The 3097-nt window shown below is 51.4% G+C and carries 2 rRNA genes; both read right to left on the reverse strand.

Features of this window, described 5'->3' with window-relative positions:
• A 5S ribosomal RNA gene (gene rrf, locus BMZ40_RS18945) occupies nt 1–84 on the reverse strand; the annotation flags it as partial.
• 32 nt (nt 85–116) lie between these two features.
• Nucleotides 117–3058: ribosomal RNA gene (locus tag BMZ40_RS18950) — 23S ribosomal RNA — on the reverse strand.
• Nucleotides 3059–3097: the final 39 nt, after the last annotated feature.

Below are 3097 nucleotides of genomic sequence, written 5' to 3' on the forward strand. Positions count from 1 at the left end.
ACTTGCAGTATCATCGGCGCTGGAGGTCTTAACTTCCGAGTTCGGAATGGAATCGGGTGGTTCCCCTCCGCCGTGGTCACCAGGACGAAATATATAAGAGAAACAGGTGAAGAGAGAGAGTTAAGACTCACGATCTATTAGTACCGGTCAGCTGAACACATTACTGCGCTTACACTTCCGGCCTATCTACCAGGTGGTCTGCCTGGGATCTTCAGTGTCTTGCGACAAGGGAGAACTTATCTTGTGGCTGGTTTCCCGCTTAGATGCTTTCAGCGGTTATCCATTCCGATTATAGCTACCCTGCTATGCCACTGGCGTGACAACAGGTCCACTAGGGAATCGTCCATTCCGGTCCTCTCGTACTAGGAACAGACCCACTCAATTCTCCTACGCCCACAGAAGATAGGGACCAAACTGTCTCACGACGTTTTAAACCCAGCTCGCGTACCACTTTAAACGGCGAACAGCCGTACCCTTGGGACCTGCTCCAGCCCCAGGATGTGATGAGCCGACATCGAGGTGCCAAACCGCATCGTCGATGTGAACTCTTGGATGCGATCAGCCTGTTATCCCCGGCGTACCTTTTATCCGATGAGCGATGGCCCTTCCATGCGGGACCACCGGATCACTAACACCTACTTTCGTACCTGCTCGACATGTCTGTCTCGCAGTCAAGCTCCCTTATGCGTTTGCACTCAACGGCTGGTTTCCAATCAGCCTGAGGGAACCATTGCGCGCCTCCGTTACTCTTTGGGAGGCGACCGCCCCAGTCAAACTACCCACCAGACACTGTCTCCCTGCCGGATAACGGCGAGGGATTAGAATCCTAAACTAACAAGGGTGGTATTTCAAGGTTGACTCCACAGATACTAGCGTACCCGCTTCACAGTCTCCCACCTATCCTACACATGATAGTTCAAGATCCAATGTCAAGCTATAGTAAAGGTGCACAGGGTCTTTCCGTCTTTCTGCGGGGAGACGGCATCTTCACCGCCAATTCAATTTCACTGAGTCTCTGGTCGAGACAGTGCGGAGATCGTTACGCCATTCGTGCAGGTCGGAACTTACCCGACAAGGAATTTCGCTACCTTAGGACCGTTATAGTTACGGCCGCCGTTTACTGGGGCTTCAATTCAATGCTTCGCTTGCGCTGACATCTCCTCTTAACCTTCCAGCACCGGGCAGGCGTCAGACCCTATACGTCGTCTTACGACTTAGCAGAGTCCTATGTTTTTAGTAAACAGTCGCCACCGCCATTTCTCTGCGACCACTCGGAGCTTGCGAAGTAAATACGCTCACCCCAAATGGCACCCCTTCTCCCGAAGTTACGGGGTAATTTTGCCGAGTTCCTTAACCAGAGTTCTCTCAAACGCCTTGGGTTACTCACCCCACCCACCTGTGTCGGTTTACAGTACGGTCTGCATATCTTCTCACTTAGAGGCTTTTCTCGGCAGTAGAGGCTCAATCACTTCTGTCTTACGACACGGCATCACTTCTCGGGATAAAGAGACACGGATTTGCCTATGTCTCATCCCTACCAGCTTGCACCGGGATATCCAACACCCGGATGACCTACCTTCCTGCGTCCCCCCATCGTTCAAACGAACATATGTAGGTACGGGAATATTAACCCGTTTCCCATCAACTACGCTTTTCAGCCTCGCCTTAGGGGCCGACTAACCCTGGGAAGATTAACTTTACCCAGGAAACCTTGGGTTTACGGCGAACAGGTTTTTCACCTGTTTTATCGTTACTCATGCCAGCATATTCACTTCCCATCAGTCCAGCAGACTTTCCAATCTACCTTCATCCCAGATGGGAACGCTCTCCTACCAACCAGGTAAACCTGATTCCGAAGCTTCGGCACCATACTTAGCCCCGTTACATTTTCGGCGCAAAGTCGCTAGACCAGTGAGCTATTACGCTTTCTTTTAAGGGTGGCTGCTTCTAAGCCAACCTCCTGGCTGTCTAAGCGACTTCACCTCCTTTCCCACTTAGTATGGATTTGGGGGCCTTAGCTGTCGGTCTGGGCTCTTTCCCTCTCGACCACGAACCTTATCACCCGCGGTCTGACTCCCAGGATCTTAACTTACGGCATTCGGAGTTTGAAAGGGTTTGGTAAGCGGGTAAGCCCCCTAGCCCTGTCAGTGCTCTACCTCCGCAAGTAAACTCCTGAGGCTATACCTCAATATATTTCGGAGAGAACCAGCTATCACCGAGTTTGATTGGCCTTTCACCCCTATCCACAAGTCATCCGAGTAATTTTCAACTTACAACGGTTCGGTCCTCCACTTGGCTTTACCCAAGCTTCAACCTGCTCATGGATAGATCACCCGGCTTCGGGTCTAATCCGCAGTACTAATCGCCCATTTAAGACTCGCTTTCGCTACGGCTACACCTCATCGGCTTAACCTCGCACTACAGATTAACTCGCTGGCCCATTATGCAAAAGGCACGCGGTCACACCACGAAGGTGCTCCCACTGCTTGTAGGCATACGGTTTCAGGTTCTATTGCACTCCCCTAACAGGGGTTCTTTTCACCTTTCCCTCACGGTACTGGTACACTATCGGTCGTCAGGGAGTATTTAGCCTTGGAAGATGGTCCTCCCAGATTCAAACGGGATTTCTCGTGTCCCGCCCTACTCAGGTACCCTACTCGCCACTTTCGATTTCGCATACGAGGCTCTCACTCGCTATGGCCGCACTTTCCAGTACGTTCTGCTATCTAATAATGGATCGATTATTAGGGCCCTACAACCCCGCATGGCCGAAGCCACACGGTTTAGGCTTTTCCAAGTTCGCTCGCCGCTACTATCGGAATCTCTCTTGATTTCTCTTCCTTCGGGTACTGAGATGTTTCACTTCCCCGAGTTCGCTTCCAAAAGCCTATGTATTCAGCAATTGGATGACTAGACATTACTCTAGCCGGGTTGCCCCATTCGGAAATCCCCGGATCAAAGCCTGCTTGACGGCTCCCCGAGGCTTATCGCAGCCTTCCACGTCCTTCATCGCCTCCTGACGCCAAGGCATCCACCGTATGCCCTTAACATCTTAACTCTCTTCTCTTCACCTATTCGTCTGTCAATGATCACAAGC

Source organism: Desulfomicrobium apsheronum (assembly GCF_900114115.1).
Taxonomy (GTDB): domain Bacteria; phylum Desulfobacterota; class Desulfovibrionia; order Desulfovibrionales; family Desulfomicrobiaceae; genus Desulfomicrobium; species Desulfomicrobium apsheronum.